This window comes from Paenibacillus sp. AD87 (assembly GCF_001659845.1).
Lineage (GTDB): Bacteria > Bacillota > Bacilli > Paenibacillales > Paenibacillaceae > Paenibacillus > Paenibacillus marchantiae.
Map to the genome: position 1 here is coordinate 218554 of NZ_LXQN01000007.1, position 20388 is coordinate 238941.

Here is a 20388-nt window from a genome sequence, read left to right on the forward strand (position 1 = left end):
AGATGAAAAAATGGTTGAGTCATACCAACAGTACCGTGCTGTCTGTAGCGGTGATTGGCATCTTTATTTTGCTGACCCTGTTTCTGAATTCGCTTGGCGGCTTCCAACTGGATCTGACCTCGAATAAACAATATACCTTGTCAGACCAGTCTCTTACCGCGATCAAAAATGTAAAAGAAGACGTCAACATTCTGGTGTTAACCGTCGAAAATGCGAATAATACGGTCTTGAACCGCGAAGTATCGGATATGGTTCAGGAATATACGAAACGCAACAGCAAACTGACGATGAAGCAATCCAATCTGACGCAGGAGCCTACACTGGCCTCCAAATATGGCATCACAGGCAGCTCCATTGTATTAGAGCAGGGCGATCAGCATAAAGTCATTGATATCGCCAGTCTATTCACGGCTGTCGGGGATGGAAGCGATGGATCGTACCAGTTCACAGGTGAGGAAAAGCTGACACAAGCCCTAATGAATCTGTCTTCCACGGAGATGCACAAGATGGTTTTCCTGACAGGACATGAAGAGCTCGGCCTGGATCAACTGACTACACTGCGCTCATCTCTGGAACAGAATAATATCACGACTGAAGAACTTCAGCTGAATCAGGCAGGTCAGGTTCCGGAAGATGCGGATGTACTCGCGATTATTGGACCACAGCGGGATATTAGTGATACAGAATTGAAGGCTATTCGGACTTATCTAAGTAACGGAGGAAAATTGCTGTTATCCCTCGGTTTTCATGAAGACATGAAGTTGACTTGGAAAAATATCGATGCACTCATGACGGATTATGGCGTGGTTGATGAGCATGCAGTCATGGTGGATAATCAGCAAGCCAGCACAATGGGCCCACTGTGGGTTGTGCCGGAGTATGGCACACATGCCATCACGGATAAACTATCAGAAAGCAAACTTTACCCGATGTTATCCTTGTCCATTGCCTTGACGAGCAAAGAGCAGGATAAATACACCTTGTCGCCGCTCATTCATTCATCGGATGACAGTTATGGCGAGACGAACATTGCAGGTTTATTGCAAAACGAAACAACCAACGATCCGGATCAGGATGTACAAGGTCCTGTTGAGCTTGGATATGCGGCGGATACAACAGATGGCAAACCGAAGGCTGTAATTCTGGGTTCATCTATTTTCATGCAGGACTCGGAAATAGTGAACGGTGGGAACCGAGATTTTATTCTGAATACCGTCAATTATTTAAGTGAAAAAGAAGATGGATTAACGATCCGGCCACGGGTGCAATCCGGTTATCAAACGGCGTACCTGGATGGTAAACAAGCCAGAACCATTTTCTTCGTGGCGATTGTCGCATTCCCGCTCATCTTTGTTATGATAGGTGTACTCTTATGGTGGAGGCGCAGACGCGTATGAAAAAATGGGTCCCAACGATTCTAGTCTTATTGGTCTTGATTATCGGGTGGGTCTATGCGGCCAGTCAGAATTATTTTCGTGAAGAGGAAGCGGAGAAAGTCAAGTTACTTGGTATTAAGTCTGCCGATATACAGTCCATCACGATTCATGATAACAATACAGACACATCAGGTGCTTCAAAACCCTCATCTTCACAATTGGAACTGAAAAATGGCGTGTGGAGTATGGTGGAACCCAAGGCATATCCTCTGAATGGGTATACGGTTAGCAGCTGGCTTGATGCCTTAAGTGGTGCAGATCAGGAACTGGTTGTGGAGGAAGAGCCGAAGGATCTCGCCAAATATGGATTGGGTTCAGATGCAACGTTGCTGGATATCCAACTGAAGGATAACCGTGAGATCAAACTGAGCATCGGTGGTCAGCTGCCAGCAGATGACGCTCGTTATGTGCGAGTAGACTCCGGACCTGTCGTAGCAGTACAAACGGAATCCATAAGTAATATAGAAAAATCACGGCAGGATCTGCTGGATACAACTCCGTTTAATCTGGATGAAACCAATGTCACTACGCTGGAATGGGAAGGCGAAGCAGCCACCTGGATGCTCAAATCTTCCTCCGAGGAAGGTGCGGCAGAGCAGACGTGGAAGCTTAATGGTGAAGCGGTTGAAGCTACCGATGCTGTATCGCTGATTGGCAAAATTAAAAACCTGTCCACAGCTGACGATGTGCGCAAAGCCTCTGAACTGAAAGGCACCGTGCCACGCTTTACTTTATCTGTTGAGCAGACGGTTAATGGAGAAGCTGTTACGGATGTGTACCGGGGACTTACTATTCCATCAGAACCGGATCAGATCTGGGTAGTCACACCGGACGGTCAGTGGGCCTATCCGATGGATGCAGCTAGTCTGAAGGAAGCAGAGCAATTTCCGAATTCGATCAAAAAATCAGAATCAGATGCAACCTCTTCTTCGAGTGGAGAAGGTGCTGATGCGAATTCCTCATCCACATCCAAGTAAGGGAATGGCTCCTTCAACATAATAATGAAGGTTCTCACTTGAACAGGAAATACGCGGTTATAAAGAGCGGTGCTGCACTTTGTGCAAGCATCGCTTTTTTATGTGGAACAGAACCCATTGAGCCCAGATAAAGGAGGCTAATGTTCCATATCCTTTCAGCATATCGCTCCGTACAGAAGAGCATCCTATCCTTGTGACCAAAACCAACATAATTGGAGGATGAGACATGCCAGCAGCCAAAAAGGCGACAGCAATCAGCTTATCTTTGTCTACTGCAATCTTCGTAATGGCCGGATTGACGGGTTGTGGAACAAGTACAAAAGATAACAATCTGCACACCCAAAGTGTTCGTCATGAAGTGAAAGGCATTAACCGTTATGGTGTTGAATCCAATGGGATGGATGGCATTCGTGCGAAAAGTTATCGTACGCATAACGTCACCGACCTGAAATCAAGTGACGAGCTGGCTAAACGCATTACGGAAATGAAAGAAGTGAAGTCAGCACATGTCATGCTGACCGATCGTAACGCGTATGTTGCAGTCCGTTTGACAGATGGTCACACTGGCAAATTGGAAAGCAAATCTTTGCGTAACCGTGCAAATGGCACTATGCGTACAGAAAGCATGGGTCAGGATATGGGCGGTTTGCGTGTAAATGGTGGTAATGGAACCATGTCTCCATACAGCACCAGTGGCATTGCTCCGGGACTGAACACCAATGCAGCTACGGATCGCAGCCACATGGGCAATGATCGCAGTATCTATGGCACCATGGGTACTGGATCTTATGGCATGATGCGTGGTCTGACTAACAGTGGCAATGGCAATGCACGTACAATGACCGAAGGTCACTACGGGATGAAGAGTGAAACATCGCGTATTGACAGCACGGATGACAACACATCCGAAGAGATTAAATCCAAAATCTCGGCGAAAATCAAACAATTTGCACCTAACGTCGAGAACGTATATGTATCGGCTAACCCGGAATTTGTTCAACATGTGGAGAGCTATGCCACAGATATCCGTAACGGCAAACCGGTTAGCGGCATGATTAACACGTTCCAATCGATGGTTGAACGTATTTTCCCAACGAATGCGATGAACACAAATCACCGTGACGGCGTGCTTGATGATGGCATCATGAATCGTAACAACAACGATGGCATGATGAACCGCATGAATCGGTAATTTAAGTTGAACAAGTATGCCTTTGCGCTGATGGTCAACATTAGTTGCAGGGGCATGTTTGTTTTTAAAGGGATATTGAAAATAACGATTAAGAAGGATGATACATAGTATGCTCATATAATACTTAGTCCAAATTGACGATTTTGGATTACTACGTTTGTACCTACATAGCGATTATTCGTTCAAATTACAATTCACTGCCCATTTTTTTGATAAAACTGAACCAACGCCCTTGACCTTACATAAGATGAGTTGACTGTATCCCCTTAACCTTGTTACACCAACACAACCCAGGCAAGGAGGGGTGAACATTGAAGGGTATCGATCATAAAAGCAAATTTCTGTTGACCCACCGTGAACGCGAAGTATTCGAATTACTGGTTCAGGACAAAACGACGCGTGACATCGCAGGGCAGTTATTCATCAGCGAGAAAACGGTGCGCAACCATATTTCGAATGTGATGCAAAAACTCAATGTTAAGGGTCGTTCGCAAGCAGTTGTAGAGCTGATTAAGCTCGGAGAACTGAAGATCTGACGCGATACTGCACAGTTGATTGAAGCAGCATGAAAGTCTTTTTCTATTCTTCATCATGAAGAATGGGGAAAGACTTTTTTGTTTTAGGTTGGAAAGCAAAAACAAGCGAATTCCTAAAATGAAGGAATCGCTTGTTTTAAATAGTCATTCTCAGAAGTCTGAATTCAGAAGCTGCTGAGTGCAGTCCGCTATTCTGCTTAGCTCGGATTTAGGATAGCCTAGCCGCTTTGTCTTTTCGCAGCACCACCAGCAGGAACAATGTATTTTCCCTTTTGCAAAAATACCTTCGAACTTGTAGGACCAACCGTATCGTACAGCAAGCTGTTTTTTTCGTTGAATAACACGCTTTCTGTGATGCTTGTAATAGGCTTGATTTCTTTGCTGAGATTTCATGGATCATCACGCTCCCTTGGGAAAAGGCTCAGCCCGCAGAAATTCCAAGGGTACGGTTTGCTACGGGCAGAGCGTGATGGGAATCGTAATCGTAAATGGCATAAGGGTTCACCTACATATGGTTATTGGAATGCTCCTCAATAAAGGATCTCCATTGTTTCTTTGAAAAAGGCTGATAGAAGAGCTGCTCCAATTCCCCGTATTGTGTTTCATCTAGGTGCAGATAGAGTGCTTTTTTCGCAATTTTGGCAGCTGGTAGGGAGGAAGATTTTGGTCCGCCAGTTTTACGTTTGATTGGAATATGAAACTGCAGCAAGTCTGCGAGGCTATTCCAACCTTCCCAGCTCAGTCGCGCTCTGCGCTTCCAGTCGATGGCATAGAGGACATAGTATTTACGAACTTCGGTCTGTTTTATGGCAATAATCCAGGTGGAAGGAATCATTTTTTGACGTTGTCGTCGATTCATCGATTGTACTCCTTCCTTAGAAATGAAATGTCCACATTCGCTTCAAGGTTTATCTCCAATATAAGCGGAATCCCATTCCTTAATCAAGAAGATCCCTTTTTTTAAATTTCATCATACATACCGCGAATACATGGTTAAAATCCTCTTGATTTGCAACAACGTATTGATTAAAATGAAAATATAAAAATAATTTTCTTTATTTATAATGAATTAATAAAAATAATTTTCATAAAAGGAGAACTCATGGCAGCCATACTACATGCGTTGCAGCAAGAGCTGAATGAACTTCCGTCTCAGGAACGACGAATCGCAGAGGTGATTTTACAGTCCCCATCTGATATTCCTGGCTGGACCATTAACCATCTTGCACAGCAAAGCGGAACAAGTGCGGCTACGGTAACCCGCTTTTGCAAATCATTCCATTTCAAAGGTTTTCCTGATTTCAAAATGAAGCTGGCCGCAGAATTGTCCCATTCCACCAATGAAACAGCATATCAGGATATCGTGGCAGGTAATCCTTTATCCAAAATAGTGGAAGCCATCGAAGCTAATCATCTTGCATCCATTGCGGACACCACCCGTTTGCTGGATCTAGGAAGGCTGGAGCATGCGGTTCAGTTACTATGCCATGCCCGTCGCATTGATCTCTACGGTGTTGCAACCTCTTCCATTGTTACGCAGGATTTCTATCAGAAACTTGTACGGATCGGCAAAAGCTGTACTGCCTTCTCGGATTCACATATGCAAATTACGTCGGCTTCTTCACTGGGTGAGGGAGATGTAGCGATGGCGGTATCTTATTCGGGTGAAACGCCGGAGACGATTGATGCTTTGCATTGTGCCAAACAGGCGGGAGCCTCTACCATTTCACTGACATCCTATGGAAATAACAAACTTGCGGGGGTGTCGGATATTCCGCTCTTTACGTCTTCTCTGGAAGAAGGCATGAGACGGGGGGATATGGCTTCACGTATTGCACTGCTGCATGTCGTCGATATTCTATTCACGGGCATGGTTAGTGCCGACTTTGACCGTTTTATCCCCAAATTGGAACAATCGTATCACAATGTACAGTCTTATCGAGTTCAACATAACGGAGGTGCCTAAGAAGATGAATATTCGTATTTTTGAAAATGAAGAAGATTTGAACGCAACGGGTGCAGGTGTTATTGCCAGTTTGCTACAGACAAAACCCCGGGCTGTACTGGGACTTGCGACTGGAAGTTCTCCTGTAGGTATCTATAAACAGCTTATTGCTATGTATCAGAAAGGTTTGGTCAGCTTTGCGCAGGCCTCTTCCTTCAATCTGGATGAATATGTCGGTCTTCCTGTAGAACATCGCGAAAGCTACCGAAGCTTTATGAATGAGCAACTGTTTTCGCATATTGATATCGATCTCGCCAGAACCCAGGTGCCGAATGGACAGGCTTCGGATTTAAATGAGGAGTGTGTTTCCTATGAACAACGGATTGATGATCGTGGACCAGTAGATCTGCAATTGTTGGGTATCGGGCATAATGGCCACATTGGCTTCAATGAACCCGGAACCGAGCTTACAGGACGGACACATGTGGTGGATCTCAAAGAAGAGACAAGAAAAGCAAACGCCCGCTTTTTTAATCATATTGATGAAGTTCCAACTCAGGCCATTACGATGGGGGTAGGTACGATTCTGAAAGCCAAACAAATTCTGCTGATCGCCCGTGGTGAGGAGAAAGCCGAAATTATTCGTGAAGCCTTTATGGGGCCGATTACGACACAATGTCCCGCTTCGCTGCTGCAATGTCATCCTAATGTGGTCGTGTTACTGGACCGTGCGGCTGGGAGGCTGGTGAAATGAACGTAGAAGCTATGGAAAACCAGGAGCAAGAGAGTGAAAAAACCATTTCACTTCTTCGAGGTAAAATCGTACTGCCCGATGGTGTAATGGAGGATGGTGTACTTGTCTGGACGGATGGGAAGATCCTTTATGCTGGCGCACCCGAGGGATTATCTGAACATATTCGCCGTGAAGCCGTATCTGTGCCTGTTTCCAAGCATGGCGTCATTGTGCCTGGATTTATAGATATCCACGTACATGGTGGCAATGGCGAAGACTTTATGGACGCGAGTAAGGATGTGATGGATAAAATCACTTCATTCCACAGCACACAGGGGACCACTGCCATGCTGGCAACGTCTATGACAGCGCCCAAAGATAGTCTGGACCGGGTATTGGCTGAAGTGGACAGCTATCGTTCCGGTGACATGCCTTATGCACAGCTGGAAGGTGTACATCTGGAGGGTCCTTTTTTCAGTCCGAAGTGGCCCGGCGCACAAAACCCGGATCATATCGTATTGCCTAATGTGTCCTGGCTGGACGTGTGGGAAAAACAATATCCCGGCCTGATTCGTCAAGTCACCCTGGCGCCGGAACGTGAGGGAGCGCTCGAAGTCATTTCGTGGCTGCGCGAGCAGCGAATTACGGCAGCATTAGGACATACGGATGCGACCTATGAAGAAGTACAGCTTGCGGTCGAGGCCGGGCTGCACCATGCCGTGCATACATTCAATGCGATGACACCGCTCCATCACCGGAATCCCGGAGCTGCCGGCGCAGTGCTTAGTGATTCCCGCATCAGTGCAGAGATCATTGCAGACGGTATCCATGTGCATCCGGCGGCGATGTCTATTTTGGCTCAACTGAAAGAACAAGCAGATCAGCTTGTGTTAATCACAGACGCGATGTCTGCTGCCGGGCTGGATGATGGTGAATACAAAATTGGCGATCTGCCTGTGATTGTTACGAAAGGTGTGGCACGTTTGAAAGACGGAGGCGCACTGGCAGGAAGCACGCTCACGATGATTCGTGGTTTCCGCTATCTGGTACAGGAAGTAGGCTTGAGTCTGAATGCAGCTTCACGCGCAGCCAGTCTGACGCCGGCACGTCTGCTCGGCATTGATCACCGCACGGGTTCCTTTGCTAAAGGCAAACAGGCGGACGTCGTTTTGCTGAATGGTGATTTGAAAATTGAGGAAGTGTGGGTGAAGGGAAGACGAATCGGCGGTTAATTCTACATTTGTAGTGTTGTCGTGTGCCTCAACAGGCAATAGCTTGCGTAATGTGTTAAAATAGATCTCAAAAAAGCCGGGATCTGCGGATCACGCATTACGGAGGCGTGAAACATGGAACGTAACGCTATGCTCGAATTCGACCCGTTCATCACAGAGCTGGCGGAAAAGCTGCACGTACACGGATATTATGCCTTTTATGGCGAGCACTACAATGAGACCGATATGGAGCAGTACCGTAGACACCTATTCACCTCATTCAGCAATATCGTATGGGTGGAGCTGGATGCACGCAAAAAGTATATGATTGTGGATCATCGTGGACGCAACACGGTCATGAAGTTAATCGACGGTATGCTGAACACCCGTAGAACGCTGCGGGCCAATCTGGCGATGGCTGGTACAGACACCTCCGAAGTTCAGCAGGAAATCACGCACATGATGCAGCTTGTGCATATGTTAAATTTCACAACCTTCCGATCATAAGTGGAGGATACCACGTGCTAGGTTCGTTAAAGGTAATTAACGAGCCGTTTTAACGAATGTAACTGTCTCAATTGAGAAGCAAAAAGGGGAGTCCTGTAATGAAGATAACAGAACTCCCCTTTGGTATGTCACTTATAAGACGAATAGCTTAGCCTTATGCCTGCATGCGGAAAGCTATCATTTTACACCTCTTATAAAGTTATACCTAATCTACTATCCAATTTTAAATCTCACTTACGCATAGAATTCACTTTTCTCGAAATAAAAACGACGACCTCTAGGGCCGTCGTTTTTTTGTTGTATCTACCTACCCTACTACTACCCTTCATTTGTAAAGTAAGCTCAGTCTTAAAATAAGTTCATGGAAAAGCTGCAAAGTAGTGAAGGGGACGAAATCGATTCTGGAAAAGCGAAGCGTTCGCCTAAAAGCTTTCTGCAAGAAAGCTACTTCGGAAGCATATGCTATCGTCGGATCTTACCCTTTGAGAAGGGGAATCCAAAAAATCCGACGATAACAGCGATCGAAAGAACGATTCGTATCCGGAACGGCCAATTGCACGCTTTCCAGCACTTATTTTTGAAATGAACTATACTTTACAAACTTTTTAAAAACTGAACAATCGTCAACAACCCTTTATCAAAGTTCTCCAGGTTGAAATGCTCATTCGGTGCATGCAGGTTCTCATCTGGCAAACCGAAGCCCATCATAACAGCCGGAATACCAAGCACGCGTGAAAGTTTCTCCACGATCGGAATGGAGCCGCCATCTTTCGTAAACAGGGCACGAACGCCGTAAACTTGCTCATAGGCATCAGCCGCTTTTTGCAGTACCGGATCGGATGGATCGGTATTGAACGCAAAGGCTTTCTCAATCTGTTTTATATGCAGCGTTGCGCCGGGTTGAACATGAGCGCGCAGATGTGCTTCGATACGGTCCAGCACCTGCTGTGGATCTTGATCCGCAACAAGGCGGCATGTAATTTTGGCATGAGCTTCCTTCGGAATAACGGTTTTGGTGCCTTCACCTTGGAATCCGCCCCATACGCCATTCAGTTCCAGCGTTGGACGTGCGCCAACACGTTCTACGAACGAGTAGCCTTCTTCCCCGTACAATTGCTCCAATCCGAGGTCTTGACGGAGCTGTTCTTCATTGAAGCCCTGCTTCACGAACTCTTCCCTCATCTCAGGAGAGAGCGGCAGAACGCCATCATAGAAACCATCTACGCTCACGCGGCCTTGCTCATCATGCAGCGAAGCGAGCAGGGATACGAGTGCGTGCAGTGCGTTCGGTACACCGCCTCCAAATGAACCGGAGTGCAGGTCGGTGTTGGCTGTATTCAGATCCACTTCGAGCGAGCAAAGACCACGCAGACCCGTAGAGATCGCCGGTTTTCCTTTTTCGAGCAGGGACGTATCCGAGATTAGTACCATATCTGCACGCAGCTTGTCTGTATTGTCGTTCAGGTAGATCGGCAGGTTCGGGCTGGAGATTTCCTCTTCACCTTCGATGCAGAATTTCACATTAACAGGAAGTTCCTTGTTTTCGGCAAGCAGAGCTTCAACCGCCTTGATATGTATGAAGATTTGTCCTTTATCATCCGTAGCACCACGTGCAAACAGCTTGCCGTCCCGAACGGTAGGTTCGAATGGAGGTGTTTCCCACAGGTTAAGCGGATCGACAGGCTGTACATCATAGTGTCCATAGATCAGTGCGGTTGGTTTGCCGGGTGCATGCAGGTGATCTGCATATACAATCGGATGTCCCGCTGTTGGAATAACCTCTACATTTTCCATACCTGCACGAGTGAGTGCATCTGCAGCCCATTGTGCCGCACGGTTAATATCCTCTTTATGTGCCGAAATGGCTGAAATACTTGGAATGGACAACCATTCGTTCAATTCCGCCAGGTGTTTCTCTCTATTTTCTTGAAAATAAGTTTGTTCCTTCATTAAAAGGCCTCCTTCATGTTTTGCTTTATCCTATTGTAATCCATTTTGATGCGTTAATAAAACATTGGTTAAAAAATGATCTGCTACATACCGTTTCATTCCCCTGGAAATTATGCGTATAATACAAGAAACGGATTCATCCATATATTCTCATGTAAACCATTCAGCAGGGGAGTTGAGGGAGTTCCCATGACAGTCAGAGCATACGCAAGCAAGCAGGTGAGCACTGATGGAACCAGTTAGGAAGGTAAGATCCTCCGGTAGACTCACGCGTTGGCCAGGGCTAACCACAGGACGACATAAAGGGCGTTTTTATCGAAACAGCCTGATGCTTATTTTGCTCATTGCCAGCATTCCCGGACTGATTACAGGCATCGTGATGTATCAGTTGGTCGTTGGCCGGATGGAAAATGAATTTAATCAGATGCACCAAAGCCAGATTGAGAACCGAGCGCGCAACGTGGACGACCAACTCGCTTATCTGGAGATGACCTTGTCCCATTGGGCTTTTGAGCCCAGGTTTGGCAATGCGCTGCGAACGCTGGATTTTGTGTATTATTTCAATGAAACACAGGAGATCGTCACCACACTGTACGTATTGCAAGGCTCTCATCCGCTCATCAAATCCGCGCAGCTATATTTGCAGGAACCGAAACCGATTTTGTTTAACCGGGATTATAACGAATTGAAGGATGATGCAAAAATACAGGCCTACAACCGCTATCTGACGATGGGCAACCATGTGTATTGGACAGACTGGATTGCGAGCCAGAGTAGTGATAAAGCATCTCAAACGAATGATAGTATACTGCATACCGATCCGGGTAATGCACTGGTTCTTGTACATAAGATTCCGGGTGAAAGCATTAATCCATTTGGTGCGCTGATCATTACGCTGGATAATGAGAAAGTCGCCAGCTTGTTGAAAACGCTTACTCCTTATGATGAAGGGTTAACGTTCCTCATGGATAAACAGGGCAATACACTGGTTACCGGTAATCCGGTAGCAGGGAAGACCGACCTTGCTTTTGAGCAGCAACTCAAAGAAGAAGTAGCCCTGCATGCAGACAACCATTCATTCCTGTTCAAATATGAGGACGAAACCTATTCCGTGTCCTATGGATCACTGAGTCGGATTGATTCGGACTGGACGTATGTCTCCGCAGCTCCGCTGACATCGGTGACCTCACCGGTGAAGCTCGTATCCAAAATCATCGTCATTGCGAGTGCTGGCAGTCTTATCCTGGGGTTGGTATTATCCTGGTTTGCTTCACGCAGAATATACTCTCCCGTAGCAAGGATGCTCCATTTATTGACGCCGGGCAGGAGTGAAACGACAACAGATACCAGGCTAGATGAATTCCAGCTGCTGGAACAACAGTGGAACGAATTGACTTCGCAGAGTCTGACCGCCCATCGACAATTACAGGAGCAGCTTCCCCATTTGCGGGACAGTTTTGTATTACAACTGGTGCAGGGGCATCTGTATGCCTATAACGAGCAGGATCTTCAGCAGCGGATGAGGAATCTTGGATTTGAGGTGGAAGACCAGCAGTTTTTGCTGCTTCAGATGTATTTTACGGGCTATGCCCAGTTACAGGGTCGATTTGGGAGCCAGGATACAGGGCTGGTTACCTTTGCAGCAGTTAATATCATTGAAGAAGTTGCTAAAAATGTTTTCAGTCAAATTAGTGTAATGAACTTTCACGACCTGTCTTCAGCCATGCTTGTGATTGCTGCCAACGACGAGCCTGTGAAATCACAAGCGTTATTATGGGGACAAGAGTTGGTGGAGGTCATAGGTCAGACTTTGAAAATGAACGTGACGGTGATCGTAAGTCGTCCTGCTGCTTCCCCGCAGGAATTGCCGGGATTATTCATGGAGATGGAGCAGGCGGTTGCTTATCGCAGCGTGGAGGACGGGAGCCAGATTCTCGATTTGGAGGATGAGCAATGTTTCCGCAGAACGGAAGAAGCCTCGTATCCACTGGGGCTGGAACGTGAGATCCTTCAGGCGATCAGGCTTGGGAAGAAGGATGAGTCTGAGCGTGTACTGGAGCAATTTGTGACCGAGATCACCCAAGCGGGCAGTTCCGAATTCCAGGTGCAGCAGATGATGCTTCAATTGCTGGGAAGTATTCAGCATATGATGCTGCAGACCGGGGTAACGCCTTACAAGCTGTTTGGTGGCTGCAACATGTATGAGCGCTTGTCCACGATTCGCGAACCTGCACAAATGATGAAATGGATGATCGGAGAAGTATTGCTGCCATATGTTCAGGAGATCGAGATGCGTTCCCAGGAGCCGCTGAAGCAGGTAGTGGAACGTACGATGTTGTTTATTGATGAGAATTATAGAAACGAACTTTCCCTGGAAGGCTGTGCAGATGCGGAGCAGATGACTCCTTATGCATTAAGCAAGGCATTCAAGCAAGTATCGGGCATGAATTTCATTGATTATTTAACACGGGTACGAATGGATGCGGCGAAGCAATTGCTGCGTGAGACCACGATGAAAATCAATGATATCGCAGGCGCTGTTGGATACCAGCACAGTTACTTTAATCGGATTTTCAAGAAACAGGAAGGTTTAACCCCGAGCCAGTATCGGGATCAATGGCTAGGTAAATAAACCTGTTCATGAGACTTCATCATTGACCGGAATCCCGCTTCATGGGACTCCGGTTTTTCATGTTTCACCTCGGAAACAAAGAAGGATAATGCTGCAAAAATGTGCAATAACCTTTGCCAAAATATATCCAAATTGAAGAAGGAATGGCGTTATAGCGGGCTTTCGGACCACTTTGCGCAACTATGCAAAAAATGAAGGTTGCCGGAAACAAGGCAGCTGTATAGTCTGAATAACAGGTCGATTGATAACGCTTACATAAATGGGGAGGGGAGACATTATGAACGGGAAGACGGACTGGAATGGAAATGGCGCTACAGCAGCTCAAGTGGATATGGCCGCATTGCCGATGAAGCGGGAGTCCAACTGGAAGAGGCAGATCAAACGAAATAAATGGCTGTACGTGCTTGTGCTTCCCGGATTTTTGTACTTTGTCATTTTTAAATACTTGCCTATGTGGGGGATCGTTATTGCCTTCCAGGACTATCAGCCTTTTCTGGGCATTCGCGACAGTCAATGGGTGGGTATGGAGAACTTTACGAATTTCTTCTCCAATCCGGACTTCTTCCGATTGCTGAGGAATACGCTCGTCCTTGCCCTATATGATCTTATATTCTTTTTCCCGGCACCGATTATCATCGCTTTGTTACTTAATGAAATCCGGGTCGCTTTCTTCAAAAGAACGATTCAGACGCTGGTCTATGTACCTCACTTTGTTTCCATGGTCATTATCGCGAGTATCACTTATGTATTCCTGACTCCGCAAGGCGGGGTACTCTATGACCTGATTTCCTGGATCACAGGCAAACCGATCGATGTATTGGCAAGTCCGGGGTCATTCCGTCCGCTCATTATTGTTCAGATGATGTGGAAAGAGATGGGCTGGGGAACAATTATCTTCCTTGCAGCACTGGCAGGTGTGGATACAGAGCAGTATGAGGCTTCGATTGTGGATGGTGCAGGTCGATTACGGCGCATGTGGCACATCACGCTTCCAGCGATTCGCACGACCATTGTTATCTTGCTCATTCTCAGGCTGGGGAACTTTCTGGATACCGGTTTTGAACAGATCTATCTGATGACCAACTCGCTGAATCGTGATGTGGCAGATGTATTTGATACGTATGTATACACCGTCGGGATTACGCAAGGTGCATTCAGTTACAGTACCGCGGTTGGGTTATTCAAGTCAGTGGTCGGCATTATTCTGGTGCTGGGCAGCAACAAACTGGCCAAGAAATTCGGGCATCCTGGGATCTATTAAGCGTGTGTTGACATCCATTCATAAGGAGGAAATCGCCCATGAACAGCCGTCTATACAACAGCCCTGCCGGCAGAGTATTTGATATTTTCAATTACGTCATGCTGGGGATTCTGGGCATATTAACCGTCCTTCCTTTCCTGTATATTATAGGAAATTCATTCGCAACCGAAGCCGAGATTACCGAACGCAGTTTTTTCCTTATTCCGAAGGTCTTTTCATTCAGTGCGTATGAGTATATTTTTTCCTCGTCCACCATCTTCCGCAGTATAGGGGTTTCGATATTTGTTACGGTTGCAGGTACATTGGTCAATCTCTTCTTCACATTGACGATGGCTTACCCACTGTCCCGAAGTGACTTCTGGGGCCGAAATGTCATGATGAACATGGTGATTTTCTCCATGTTGTTCGGCGGCGGGATGATCCCGACCTATCTCGTCATTCGTGGACTTGGACTTCTGGATTCCTACTGGGCCCTTATGCTTCCTGGCGCGATCAGCGCTTTTAACTTAATTGTTGTCAAAAACTTTTTTCAACAAATGCCGCCAGGGCTGGAGGAAGCGGCCCGTATCGACGGCTGTTCGGATCTTGGGGTACTGTGGCGAATTGTTCTGCCATTATCCAAACCGGTGATTGCCACATTTGCGTTATTCTACGCCGTAGGGCACTGGAATAACTTTTTCTCGGCACTCCTGTACATCTCCGACAGCAACAAATGGCCACTGCAAGTCATGCTGAGACAGATCGTTCTGCTCTCGCAGGCCAGTGTTGGAGATATGGCGAACATGGACCCCAATTTTGTACAGCCACCGGAGCAGTCCATTAAAATGGCGGTCATTGTGGTTGGTACCATCCCGATTTTGCTGGTGTATCCGTTTTTGCAGAAGCATTTTGCCAAGGGTGTCATGCTAGGTTCAATCAAAGGCTAAAGCCGAGGGGGAGAACGTATGGGACAAAAGACGGGATTCAAAAAAGGCGCATTGCTACTCTCAGCATCATTAGTACTGAGTACGGTTCTGGGAGCTTGCTCCACGGACAAAGCAGGTTCAGGAACAGCTGCGGGTGGCACGGATCAGATCACGATTATGCTTCCGAACTTTGAAGCGGAGAATCCGCCGGATAACAGTCCTGTGATTCATAAGCTTGAGGAATTGACCAAGATGGATGTGAATCTGCAATGGGTACCGAGCAGCTCTTATGAGGACAAATTTAATATCACGCTGGCCTCGGGCAAACTGCCCGATGTTATGGTTGTGCTGGGTAAGTCCCCAAGTTTCATTAATGCGGCTCGTACCGGAGCTTTCTGGGAGCTTGGACCTTATTTGAAAGACTATCCGAACCTAAGCAAGATGAATGAAATTATCACTAACAATGCTTCTATCGATGGCAAAACCTATGGCATCTACCGCGCACGTGCTCTAGGACGTAACGGTGTCACGATCCGCAAGGATTGGCTGGAGAAGCTTGGTCTGGAAGAGCCAAAGACCATTGATGAGTTCTACAACGTATTGAAAGCGTTCACGAAGGATGATCCAGACGGCAACGGTAAAGACGATACCTACGGTCTGGTAGCGAGCAAATTCACCGGCCCTTGGGATAATATGCAGATTTGGTTTGGTGCACCCAACAAGTGGGGCGAGGATGGTAACGGAGGTTTAATGCCGGCACACGAGACACCAGAATATATGGAAGCGCTAAAATTTTTCCGCCAAATCTATAGCGAAGGTCTGGTCAACAAGGACTTTGCCGTGATGGATGCAACCAAGTTGTCCGATCCGTTTGTGAACGGGCAAGCAGGCGTAATGGTGGATGTAGCAGATAACGCACAGCGCATGGATCAGAAGATACTGGAGAAAGATCCGTCTGCAACCGGGCATGTGGATGTGCTTCAGGCAATGGAGGGTCCGAACGGTTTGCGTGACATGCCAACATCCGGCTATTCCGGCATGATTGCTATTTCCAAAAGTAGTGTTAAAACGGAAGAAGACTTGAAAAAGGTGCTGAGTTTCCTGGATCAGCTGAATGAACCTGAATTGCAGGCGCTGCTAGGGAACGGTCTGGAAGGCAAGCAGTATGAGAAAAAAGAGGGTTACATCATTCCGACAACTGACAAACTGGCGCTGCGAGATGTACAGGGTCTGAATCAGATTCTTATGTTTATTCCAGAGGACAAAACACTTCGTGTGCAACAGACACCTGTTCGCGAAAAGGTTGCACAAGTGCAGAAAGCCAATGAGGAAATCGTCATTGCTAATCCTGGCGAACCGCTGATTTCCGATGTGTATGCCCAGAAAGGACCACAGCTGGATAACATCATTAATGATGCCCGTATCAAATTCATCGTGGGGCAAATTGATGAAAAAGGTTTCCAGGATGCTGTAGCACTGTGGAAAAGCAGTGGTGGCGACGATTATGTCAAAGAAGTGAATGAGCTGTACGCTGCACTGAAGTAGATTGATGTTCCAGAGCCCGGCAGCCTTTCTTGTAGTGCAAAGGTGGCAGCCGGGCATTTCCGTGTATCCCTAGTTAGTTCAGGCTATTTAAAAAACGATCTTCATCTCTTTTTTTGTGAATTATGGCTTCCAGTATTTAGATTTTGATGTATAATCAATGCAAAACAAACCTATTTGAACTTAAATGAACGTTATCGGTAGATGGACGACCACTCTTGCACATACAGGGAGGAAGCGACATGTGGAACGGGGATGCATTTGAAAATCCCGAGGCGCAGTACCGGGTTCATCCCTTTTGGTTTTGGAATGGGGATATGGAAGAAGGGCAAATCAAACGACAAATAGCCGAAATGTCTGCACAGGGCGTAGGTGGTTTTTTCATCTGTCCACGTCAGGGGCTGGAGATTCCCTATCTGTCCGAAGCATGGTTTGACAAGGTACGGATTGCAGTGGAAGCAGCGGCTGCCTGCGGTATGCAGGTATGGTTATATGACGAGTATCCCTATCCAAGTGGGATGGCTGGCGGTGAGGTGACACTTGATTTTCCCGAGGCGAAGCAGCGCCAGCTTGTGCATCAGCAGATTCGTGTTCATGGCGGAGATACAGTGGATCATGAGTTGCCGTGGGGTCGAATTCTAGTGGCGAAGGCAATACCCAAGGATGCGCAGGGCAAACGATTGTGGCATGAATCCATTGATTTGCGCAATAACATCGGCAATATCCAGACTGATCAGGTCTATCAGGAGACAGGACTCACGTCGTATAATCGCAAGCGGTTTTTTACATACCGAACGGCTTTCCGCCTGTCATGGAAAGCTCCCGCTGGGGAATGGGACGTGATTATATTTCAGGAAGAAGAGATGGATGATTTCAAATATTACGGCAACTTTGTAGACCCGTGTCACAAGGAAGCGATGAGCCGTTTTATTGAACTGACCCACGAACGGTATAAGGAAGCAATTGGAGAACAGTTTGAAAGCGTAATCAAAGGCATGTTCTCCGATGAAATTGCGCCGCTTGGGCGTATCCCCTGGTCTCCACAGCTTCCCGGCTATTTCAGTGAACGCTGCGGTTACAGTCTGATCGAGTCTCTACCTGCTCTGCTGCATGGGGATGTCCCAGATGCAGAACGAATCCGGTATGACTACTACCAGTCGCTACATCTGCTGCTCAGGGAGTCGTATCACAAACAGGTACATGACTGGTGCGAAGAAGCAGGGATTCAGTATGCGGCAGAAGTGCCCGGGGTACGGATGACCACGCAGTTGTTCAGCCACATGCCAGGTGGAGATTCCGCACATGAGAAAATCGGACGCTCCTTATCCTGGATTCTGGAACGGTATGGCAAGAAAATGCGCGACAATCCGAAGATGGTCAGCTCGCTTGCCAGACAGCTGGGACGAAGCCGCAATCTGATTGAGTGTTTTCACAGTGTAGGCTGGTCGATGACCTTACAGGATGCCAAATGGATGATTGACCGTATGGCAGCCATGGGCACCAACTTTTTTAACTTCCACGCCTTTTTCTATACCATCGGCGGACTTGCCAAGCATGACGCACCGCCATCCCAGTTTATACAGAACCCGTATTGGCGTCACTTCCGGCAGTTGGGGGATTACACGGGACGTTTAAGCTATCTGATGAGCACCGGGACAGCGGATATCCGAATTGCCGTGCTTGAACCAACGACCACGTTCTGGAGCCTGATGGGCAATCCGCTTCACGGGTTCGAATATGGGGGAGAAGACGAAGCAGAACGGGCGAAGCTGGATCGTCTCACGAACGACTGGATGCGGATCACCTCGCATCTGCTCGAAAACAGACGTGACTATGATCATCTGGATCCCGAGCTGTTAGCCGAAGCTGTACTGAACGAGGGTATGATTCAGATTGGCGTTGCACGTTATGAGGTACTGATTCTTCCACCGATGCTGAACCTGGAGGCAGCAGCCTGGCAGCAGGTGAAGCTGTTCGTAGAACAGGGGGGAACGGTCATATCGGTAGGCATGCCTCCGCATGTAGCCATCCAGCCCGGAAGCCCTGCAGGAAATGAGGCCGCACAGTTCTTTGGAGCAGGCAACCAGCCGCACGAGGCATATTGGGGCAATGCGGAAGAAACAGGTCACGACAGCAGCGAATTGATGTGGCAGCAGGGACAGGGGAATGCCTATTTTCTACCTGCGGGAACAGGTCGCGGGGATGACTTCTCCTTGGAACTGATCTCCCTGCTGCTGGATCATGTACTACCCGAACCGATCTGTTGGATCATGGAAGAAGAAAGTGCGTCGCTGCTTATGCAGACCCGTCAATTATCTGACGGAGAATTTATGATCTTTTTATCCAACCAGGAAGGACAACAACTTGAAGGGCAATTGAAAATAGTAGCCAAGCGGTTATGGACGGATTTGGATCTTTCAGCGGGTACACGTCTGCTGGCGGAACGCCTCGATCTGGAGACAGGACAGCGTGAATTATTGCCGTTTACCAGCAGTGGTGGTGAATGGTGCATTTCGTTAAAGCTTGCTCCCTATGAAGCACATGCGGTGAGGCTTACTTTACAACATGCTCAAGAGGCATCAGAGGGGAATCGTTTAGTTACTAAGACTGAGAACGCACCCCATACCATTCAGCTTCCTTCGGAAGGGCCATGGCGTCTGGAAACCGTGCAGTCCAACACACTTCGAATGGGACAGTTCAACGTAACAGCTTCCAATGACAACGGTGTAATTTTTGAAGGTAATCATGTTGCAATTAAACCGTTTATTGACCAGGCGGCTGAATTGTCGGAGAACCATCATCTGCCGCTCCAGTTTAATCAGGTATTTGGTACACCGAAGACAGCATCCGTTGCCTATCCAATCCAGTGCAAGTATACGACTACATTTGAGCTGAGAACGGCATTGGCAGAATGTCTGTTATTCATGGACAGGGCAGCGATATCAGGTGACTGGACCATGGAAATCAACGGTCAACCGATCGGACCTGATCTATTTGAGCCGATTGAAATTACCGATCACCATAATATTGGTTGCAATATAACTGAGTTGTTGCGCAGTGGCCTGAATGAAATGACCGTTACTGTACAGGTCACGAGGGATGAAGAAGGTATCGTTGATCCGCTGTATCTGCAAGGGCGGTTTGGCGTGGAATTCCATCATGATGGCATGGTCTCTCTCGTTCGTGAGCCGGATACGGCGATCCGAATTGGGCCTGAGCCACAGCCGTTTTATCCCCATTTTGCAGGAGAGATGAGTTACAAACGAAGCTTCTGGGTGGATCAGCCTGCTGAAGAAGTCGCGTCCTTTGAACTGGAATTCGGCGACTGGCAGGTGCAGGATGTGGTCGAGGTACGGGTGAATGGTCACAGTCTGGGCGTTCGATGCTGGTCTCCATATCGCTGGACGGGAGAAGCCTCGTGGCTGCGAGCAGGGGAGAACGATATTGAAGTACGCGTTACCAATACATTAATCGGACTGCTGGAAGGTACGTATTTTGACTCGGGCAGCCACCGTTTGCAGGAAGCTGGTCATGTATCAGCTGAAGAATAAACCTCCCAAG

15 protein-coding genes are annotated in these 20388 nt (G+C 47.4%); 13 read left to right on the plus strand and 2 right to left on the minus strand.

Features of this window, described 5'->3' with window-relative positions; genetic code table 11:
- The first annotated feature begins 2 nt into the window (after positions 1–2).
- From gpAD87_RS01105 to gpAD87_RS01120, 4 genes are all read left to right on the plus strand, one after another.
- A complete protein-coding gene (locus gpAD87_RS01105; protein WP_064635784.1) occupies positions 3–1397 on the plus strand; it encodes a GldG family protein in 1395 nt (464 codons plus the stop codon).
- Positions 1394–2413, plus strand: a complete 1020-nt coding sequence (locus gpAD87_RS01110) for a DUF4340 domain-containing protein (protein WP_064635785.1) — start codon at positions 1394–1396, stop codon at positions 2411–2413. Before gpAD87_RS01105 ends, gpAD87_RS01110 begins: the two co-directional genes overlap by 4 nt.
- 226 nt (positions 2414–2639) lie before the next feature.
- The gene (locus gpAD87_RS01115) at positions 2640–3605 is read left to right on the plus strand and encodes a YhcN/YlaJ family sporulation lipoprotein (protein WP_063566682.1); all 966 of its coding nucleotides are present in this window, start codon (positions 2640–2642) and stop codon (positions 3603–3605) included.
- Between the two features lie 311 nt (positions 3606–3916).
- The gene (locus gpAD87_RS01120; protein ID WP_017692532.1) at positions 3917–4141 is read left to right on the plus strand and encodes a helix-turn-helix domain-containing protein; all 225 of its coding nucleotides are present in this window, start codon (positions 3917–3919) and stop codon (positions 4139–4141) included.
- 505 nt (positions 4142–4646) lie between these two features.
- Here gpAD87_RS01120 and gpAD87_RS01130 read toward each other — a convergent pair.
- The gene (locus gpAD87_RS01130) at positions 4647–5000 is read right to left on the minus strand and encodes a hypothetical protein (protein WP_064635787.1); all 354 of its coding nucleotides are present in this window, start codon (positions 4998–5000) and stop codon (positions 4647–4649) included.
- Positions 5001–5243: 243 nt separating this feature from the next.
- On the opposite strand from gpAD87_RS01130, the gene gpAD87_RS01135 reads away from it, so the two are divergent.
- From gpAD87_RS01135 to gpAD87_RS01150, 4 genes are all read left to right on the plus strand, one after another.
- Positions 5244–6107, plus strand: a complete 864-nt coding sequence (locus gpAD87_RS01135) for a MurR/RpiR family transcriptional regulator (protein WP_063566684.1) — start codon at positions 5244–5246, stop codon at positions 6105–6107.
- 4 nt (positions 6108–6111) lie between these two features.
- Positions 6112–6840: a glucosamine-6-phosphate deaminase gene (nagB, locus tag gpAD87_RS01140; protein ID WP_064635788.1), complete on the plus strand. Its 729-nt coding sequence runs from the start codon at positions 6112–6114 to the stop codon at positions 6838–6840.
- Positions 6837–8051, plus strand: a complete 1215-nt coding sequence (gene nagA / locus gpAD87_RS01145) for an N-acetylglucosamine-6-phosphate deacetylase (protein WP_231952401.1) — start codon at positions 6837–6839, stop codon at positions 8049–8051. Before nagB ends, nagA begins: the two co-directional genes overlap by 4 nt.
- Before the next feature lie 114 nt (positions 8052–8165).
- Entirely contained in the window at positions 8166–8537 is a 372-nt protein-coding gene (locus tag gpAD87_RS01150) for a hypothetical protein (RefSeq protein ID WP_053783145.1), read from the plus strand.
- A gap of 594 nt (positions 8538–9131) precedes the next feature.
- On the opposite strand, the gene gpAD87_RS01155 is transcribed toward gpAD87_RS01150, so the two are convergent.
- Positions 9132–10487, minus strand: a complete 1356-nt coding sequence (locus gpAD87_RS01155; protein WP_064635789.1) for a dipeptidase — start codon at positions 10485–10487, stop codon at positions 9132–9134.
- Between the two features lie 229 nt (positions 10488–10716).
- Here gpAD87_RS01155 and gpAD87_RS01160 point away from each other — a divergent pair, with 229 nt between their 5' ends.
- The 5 genes from gpAD87_RS01160 to gpAD87_RS01180 all read left to right on the plus strand — a co-directional run bounded on the left by gpAD87_RS01160 (position 10717) and on the right by gpAD87_RS01180 (position 20378).
- On the plus strand, positions 10717–13119 hold the full coding sequence (locus gpAD87_RS01160) for an AraC family transcriptional regulator (RefSeq protein WP_082934962.1): 2403 nt from the start codon (positions 10717–10719) through the stop codon (positions 13117–13119).
- 331 nt (positions 13120–13450) lie between these two features.
- Positions 13451–14380: an ABC transporter permease gene (locus gpAD87_RS01165; RefSeq protein WP_052016746.1), complete on the plus strand. Its 930-nt coding sequence runs from the start codon at positions 13451–13453 to the stop codon at positions 14378–14380.
- A 38-nt stretch (positions 14381–14418) separates the two neighbouring features.
- Positions 14419–15306: a carbohydrate ABC transporter permease gene (locus gpAD87_RS01170; protein WP_064635790.1), complete on the plus strand. Its 888-nt coding sequence runs from the start codon at positions 14419–14421 to the stop codon at positions 15304–15306.
- 18 nt (positions 15307–15324) lie between these two features.
- Complete coding sequence (locus gpAD87_RS01175; protein WP_064635791.1) at positions 15325–16830, plus strand: extracellular solute-binding protein; 1506 nt, start codon at positions 15325–15327, stop codon at positions 16828–16830.
- Between the two features lie 239 nt (positions 16831–17069).
- Positions 17070–20378, plus strand: coding sequence for a glycosyl hydrolase (locus gpAD87_RS01180; protein ID WP_064635792.1), 3309 nt, complete (start codon positions 17070–17072; stop codon positions 20376–20378).
- The last annotated feature ends 10 nt before the right edge of the window (positions 20379–20388 follow it).